Annotated in this window: 5 protein-coding genes; 2 read left to right on the top strand and 3 right to left on the bottom strand. The window is 64.6% G+C overall.

Annotated elements, in window-relative coordinates; all coding sequences use genetic code 11:
- The coding region (locus ACRCSW_RS25590) for a trimethylamine methyltransferase family protein (protein ID WP_438708477.1) at positions 1–855 on the top strand (855 nt) is incomplete at its 5' end.
- Between the two features lie 278 nt (positions 856–1,133).
- On the opposite strand, the gene ACRCSW_RS25585 is transcribed toward ACRCSW_RS25590, so the two are convergent.
- Positions 1,134–1,529, bottom strand: coding sequence for a response regulator transcription factor (locus tag ACRCSW_RS25585; RefSeq protein WP_438708476.1), 396 nt, complete (start codon positions 1,527–1,529; stop codon positions 1,134–1,136).
- Positions 1,530–1,604: 75 nt separating this feature from the next.
- On the opposite strand from ACRCSW_RS25585, the gene ACRCSW_RS25580 reads away from it, so the two are divergent.
- On the top strand, positions 1,605–1,877 hold the full coding sequence (locus ACRCSW_RS25580) for a hypothetical protein (protein WP_438708475.1): 273 nt from the start codon (positions 1,605–1,607) through the stop codon (positions 1,875–1,877).
- Between the two features lie 176 nt (positions 1,878–2,053).
- Here ACRCSW_RS25580 and ACRCSW_RS25575 read toward each other — a convergent pair whose 3' ends face one another.
- Together ACRCSW_RS25575 and ACRCSW_RS25570 are read right to left on the bottom strand one after the other, a co-directional pair.
- Entirely contained in the window at positions 2,054–4,279 is a 2,226-nt protein-coding gene (locus ACRCSW_RS25575; protein WP_438708474.1) for an MFS transporter, read from the bottom strand.
- 236 nt (positions 4,280–4,515) lie between these two features.
- Positions 4,516–5,475 (bottom strand): AMP-binding enzyme (locus tag ACRCSW_RS25570; RefSeq protein ID WP_438708473.1); only part of this gene is annotated, 960 nt, incomplete at its 5' end.

The raw sequence follows: 5,475 nt of genomic DNA, 5'->3' as shown, positions 1-5,475 counted from the left end.
CTTGGCATCATCAACACTAACTCGCCGCGGCAATTGGATATTCCGATGGCCGAGGGGCTGATCACGCTGGCCGAACATGGGCAGGTCAACGTCATCACGCCCTTTACTCTTGCCGGTGCGATGGCGCCGGTGACGCTGGCGGGGGCACTGACTTTGCAGCATGCGGAGGCGCTTTTGGGGATCGTTCTGACCCAGATCGTGCGGCCGGGGGTGCCGGTGATGTACGGGGGTTTCACCTCGAACGTCGACCTGCGGTCGGGCGCGCCAGCCTTCGGGACCCCCGAGTATACCCGTGCTGCGCTGGCGTCGGGCCAGTTGGCGCGGTTCATCGGCGTCCCGTTCCGCAGCTCTGCCGTGACGGCGGCGAATGCGGTTGACGCCCAGGCCGCCTATGAGACGCAGATGTCGCTTTGGGGCGCGGTGATGGGTGGGGCACATCTGGTGGAACACGCGGCAGGCTGGATGCATGGAGGGCTAACTTCCAGTTTTGAAAAGCTAATTCTTGATGCCGAGATGCTGCAGATGATGCAGGCGGTGCTGGCTCCGGTCGATACGTCGCCTGACGCTCTGGCGCTTTTTGCGGTGGAGGAGGCCGGGCCGGGAGGGCACTTCTTCGGAACGGCGCAGACGATGGCGGCTTATGAGACGGCGTTCTATGCGCCGCTGGTGTCGAACTGGGACAGCTGGCCCAACTGGCTCGAGCGTGGGGCGCAGGATGCCGAGGCGCGGGCGGGGGTGGTCTGGCGGCAGCTTCTGGCGGAGGCGGAGACGCCAGCGCTGGAGGAGGACCGGGCCGAGGCGCTGGAGGCTTATGTCGCCAGGCGGAAGGCCGAGGGTGGTGCGCCGATGAACTGAGCGGCCGGAAGGCGCGACTTGAAGTTGCAGGGGCACCGGGCGGTGGTGTTAAGGGAGTGTGAACGATAAAGACGAGGAGGGTCGAGACCGTGGGCCAACTTGGCCGTCAAGCCCTTGGAAACGCTGCGTTAATCTTACAGCTATCGAACAAGTTAATGATCTTGGTTTCGTCTCTTTTCCGTGTCGCCCCGGGTCTCATCTTAAGGCGGTTAACCAACTCGCGCGAATCGGGCGCGAAGGCGCTGCGGTCCGGCAGTCGGGGGCAATCCGACGGGGATCTAGCTTCCGTTGCCGAGCAGGCGGCGTACCTCCTCGCGAAGTTCCTTCAGCTCGAAGGGTTTGGTGATGAAACCGTCGGCGCCAAGCGACAGGCCCTTGCGCCTTTCGATCGCTGATCCGCGCGCGGTCATCATCAGGATCTTCACGTCCGCAAGTGCAGGATCGGTCCGGATGCCAAGGCAGATATCGTAGCCCGAGACTTCGGGCAGCATCACGTCCAGCAGCACAAGGTCGGGGCGCGTGTCGCGGATGCGAGGCAAGGCATCGGCGCCGGACGCAACCCGGTCATGGCCATAACCTTCGCGGGTGATCAGGAATTCCAGTGCCGTGGCGATGTTGTCCTCGTCCTCGACCACAAGGACGCGGGGGGTCAGTTGGGAGGCGTGGGTGGTCATGGCGGCCCCCCGGTCCAGCGGGGGCTTGTGCGGCCGGTTGCGATGGGGAAAGGATGGGCAAAGGGAGAACGGACCGTGCTAGAGCTTATCCAGTCGCAGCTTGTTGACGTGCTGCGCATCGGCCTGATCGTGGGCCTTGTGTTGACCATGTACCGCACAGCTGCAGTCACAGGGCGTGCGCTGCCCCTGGCGCTTGGCGTCGTATTTGTCGCGGTGATCCTGCCGGTGACGAACCCCAAGCCTTCGGTAGCACTGACCGACGCGGTGCTGGCGGGCCTTGTCTCGAACCTTGTCATCCTGGCCATCGTTCTCGCCCTCGCGGTGATCGTGCGGCGTCTGCGCGGCTGACCCTTCGGTTCCCCGCAGCGGGCGGAGAGCCGACGGCCGGACGAAAGAGCTGCGGGCCGTCTTGAGGCCCGGCAGTTCTGCGCCCAGAGAAGCCCGCCCGTCCGGCGGCTTGTCAGGATGCAGATCCAGGGGGGAAGGCCGGGCCAGGGTGTGCACCCCGGCCCGGACCGAAAACATCAGCGCGACGAGTCGTCGGCGAAGATGTCCTTCTTGTGGGTCCCGTTCGGCACGAAGATCAGGCCGATGACCACGGTCACCAGGGCGATCGCGATCGGGTACCACAGACCGCCATAGACCGAGCCGGACTGCGCCGAGATCGCGAATGCGGTCGCGGGCATCAGGCCGCCGAACCAGCCGTTGCCGATGTGGTAGGGCAGCGACAGGCCGGAGTAGCGGATGCGGGTCGGGAAGAGCTCGACCAGCATGGCCGCGATCGGGCCGTACACCATCGTCACCAGGATGATCAGATAGGTGAGGATCGCGATGATCGTCAGCTTCTGAGCAGTGAAGATGTCGATGAAGTTACTGGCTTTGGCGATGGTCGTGTTCTTGTCGGCCGCAAGCGGATAGCCCGCCGCCGCAAGCGCATCGTTCACGCCTTTCTCGAAGGCGGCCTTCACGCCGCTTTCCTTGGCGACGAGAGCCGCGGCCTCGTCATACTTCGCCAGGACATCGGCGGCGATCGGGGTGCGGACCACGTCGAGAGCTGCCTGGGCGGCAGTCACCGCTGCCGCGGCTTCGTCGGCCTTGGCCTTGGCGGCGGTCTTCGCAGCCTCGTCCGTACCGGCGTTCGCCGTGGTCAACGCCTTGTCGGCGGTGCCCGCAGCGGCCTTGGCCGTGGACAGCGCCTTTTCGGCGTCGCCGAGCGCGGTCACTGCAGCAGCGTCCATGCCCTTCTTCACTTCCTCAAGCGCGGCCTTGGCTGCGTCGATCGCCTTGGTGTTCGCGCTGCCATCGTAGGACGCGACTTCGGTATCGCCGATCTTCACCATGGCGATGGCGCCTGCGTCGGTCGGCACCGTCTCGTAGTTGACCGAAGCCCGGGCCAGAAGTGCCTTTGCGATGTCGCAGGACTTGGTGAACTTGGCCGTCCCTACCGGGTTAAACTGGAACGAGCAGTTCTCCGGATCAGCCACAACCACGACCGGGGTCTGGTGCGCGGCGTAGAGCGCGGGGTTCGCGGTCTGCGTCAGGAACGGGAAGACGAACTTGTAGGTAAGAGCCGCGATCAGGCAGCCTGCGAGGATGATCGGCTTGCGGCCGATACGGTCAGAGAGAGCGCCGAAGAAGATGAAGCCTCCGGTGCCAAGGATCAGCGACCAGGCCACGAAGACGTTGGCCGAGAAGGCATCAACCTTGATCACGTTCTGCATGAAGAAGAGCGCGTAGAACTGGCCCGAGTACCAGACCACAGCCTGACCCGCGACAAGGCCGAGGAGTGCGATCAGCGCGATCTTTGCGTTGAGCCATCCCCAGATGACGCAGATGAGGGCAAAGAGGATGCCGATGTACATGGCCAGGGTGCCGGTCAGCATGCCTGAGAACGCCAGTACGAGCATCAGGATCGGCGCGATGAGGAGCACGAGCGCATTGCGGCCCGGTCCGAATGCCTCGGTCAGCGGGGCTTTCGAGGCGGCACCCTCTTCCTTCATCTTCTTGAAGGCGGGGGATTCGTTCATCTGCAGGCGGATGTAGAGCGAGATGCCCAGCAGAATGATCGAGCCGAGGAACGGCCAGCGCCAGCCATGGGCGTTGAAGTACTTCTGCATTTGTGGCGTACCATCTGCGTTCATCACCGCTGCACCGGCCGCATCGAGCACCGGCTGGTCGGGATAGGCGCCGTTGACGTAGCCCTGCACCGACAGGATCACGACCAGCGACAGGAGAAGCCCCAGCGTCGCCGTGGTCTGGATGAACGAGGTGAAGTAGCCCCGCTGGTTGGCGGGAGCGTGCTCGGCCACATAGACCGCGGCACCGCCGTATTCACCGCCAAGCGCCAGGCCCTGCAGCATGCGAAGCGCAATCAGGATGATCGGCGCGGCGATACCCCAGGAATAGTAGTTCGGCAGAAGGCCCACGATGAAGGTCGAAAGGCCCATGATGACGATCGTCATCAGGAAGGTGTACTTGCGGCCGATGAGGTCGCCGAGCATCCCGAAGAAGAGGGCGCCGAACGGGCGCACGATGAAGCCCGCCGCAAAGGCCAGCAGCGCAAAGACGTTGCGTGTGGCTTCCGGGAAGGGCGTGAAGAACTGCGCGCCGATGATCGCCGCGAGCGAGCCGTAGAGATAGAAGTCATACCATTCGAAGATGGTCCCCGCGGAAGAGGCGAGAATGACTTTCTTCTCCTCCCCCGTCATGGGGCGCGATCGTTCGCGCACGTTGGTTGATGTCGTAGCCATGCAATACCTCCTTAAGGCCCGGACTCGCTGTCCGGGCGTCCCCGTTCGTTGTTGGCGTTTGCCCGCGCAGGCTGGCGGGCTCGTGCTCTTTTCCACCCCCCTTTGGGGATGGCCCTCCTGAAGGTCGGGCCGCCAGCGGCCTTCCCCTCCCCTTCTTTGGGTCTCCGCCTGCCAGTCTTCGGACCTGCGGAGACTTCGACTTCATTCGCGCGACCGCACCTTGGCCGATCGGCGGCTCACCCCCTGTTCATCCGGTTGGCGATCAGGTCGTCGACCACCGACGGATCGGCCAGCGTCGAGGTATCGCCAAGCGAGCCGAAGTCGTTCTCGGCGATCTTGCGCAGGATGCGCCGCATGATCTTGCCGGAGCGGGTCTTCGGCAGTCCGGGGGCCCACTGGATGACGTCAGGCTTGGCAATGGGCCCGATCTCGGTGCGGACCCAGGCCTCGAGTTCTTTGCGCAGCGCCTCGGTCGGGTCGGTTCCGCGCATCAGGGTGACGTAGGCGTAGATCCCCTGGCCTTTGATGTCGTGCGGGTAGCCGACCACTGCAGCCTCGGCCACCGCCTCGTGGGCGACCAGCGCGGATTCGACCTCTGCCGTGCCCATCCGGTGGCCGGAGACGTTGATCACGTCATCGACCCGGCCGGTGATCCAGTAGTAGCCATCGGCATCGCGGCGGCAGCCGTCGCCGGTGAAGTAGTAGCCCTTGTACTGGCTGAAATAGGCCTCTTCAAAGCGGGCGTGATCGCCCCAGAGGGTGCGCATCTGCCCAGGCCAGCTGTCGGCGATGCAGAGGACACCGTCGGTTTCCGTCTCGGCCTTGATGGTCGCGGTCGAGGGATCGAGCACCACGGGCTTCACGCCGAAGAACGGCAGGGTGGCCGAGCCGGGCTTGGTCGGGATCGCGCCGGGCAGAGGGGTCAGCATGTGGCCGCCGGTTTCGGTCTGCCAGAACGTGTCGACGATCGGGCATTTCCCCTTGCCGACATGCGTGTTGTACCAGTTCCAGGCCTCGGGGTTGATCGGCTCGCCGACCGAGCCCAGAAGCTTGAGGCTGGAGAGGTCGTGCTTTTCCACCCATTCCGGACCGAGGCCCATCAGCGAGCGGATGGCGGTGGGCGCGGTGTAGAACTGGTTGACCTTGTGCTTGGCGCAGACCTCCCAGAAGCGGCCCGCGTCGGGGTAGGTCGGCAC

Source organism: Tabrizicola sp., assembly GCF_051645465.1.
Taxonomy (GTDB): domain Bacteria; phylum Pseudomonadota; class Alphaproteobacteria; order Rhodobacterales; family Rhodobacteraceae; genus Tabrizicola.
Note: the sequence above shows the minus strand (reverse complement) of the source record. Positions and strands in the feature narration are given on the sequence as shown.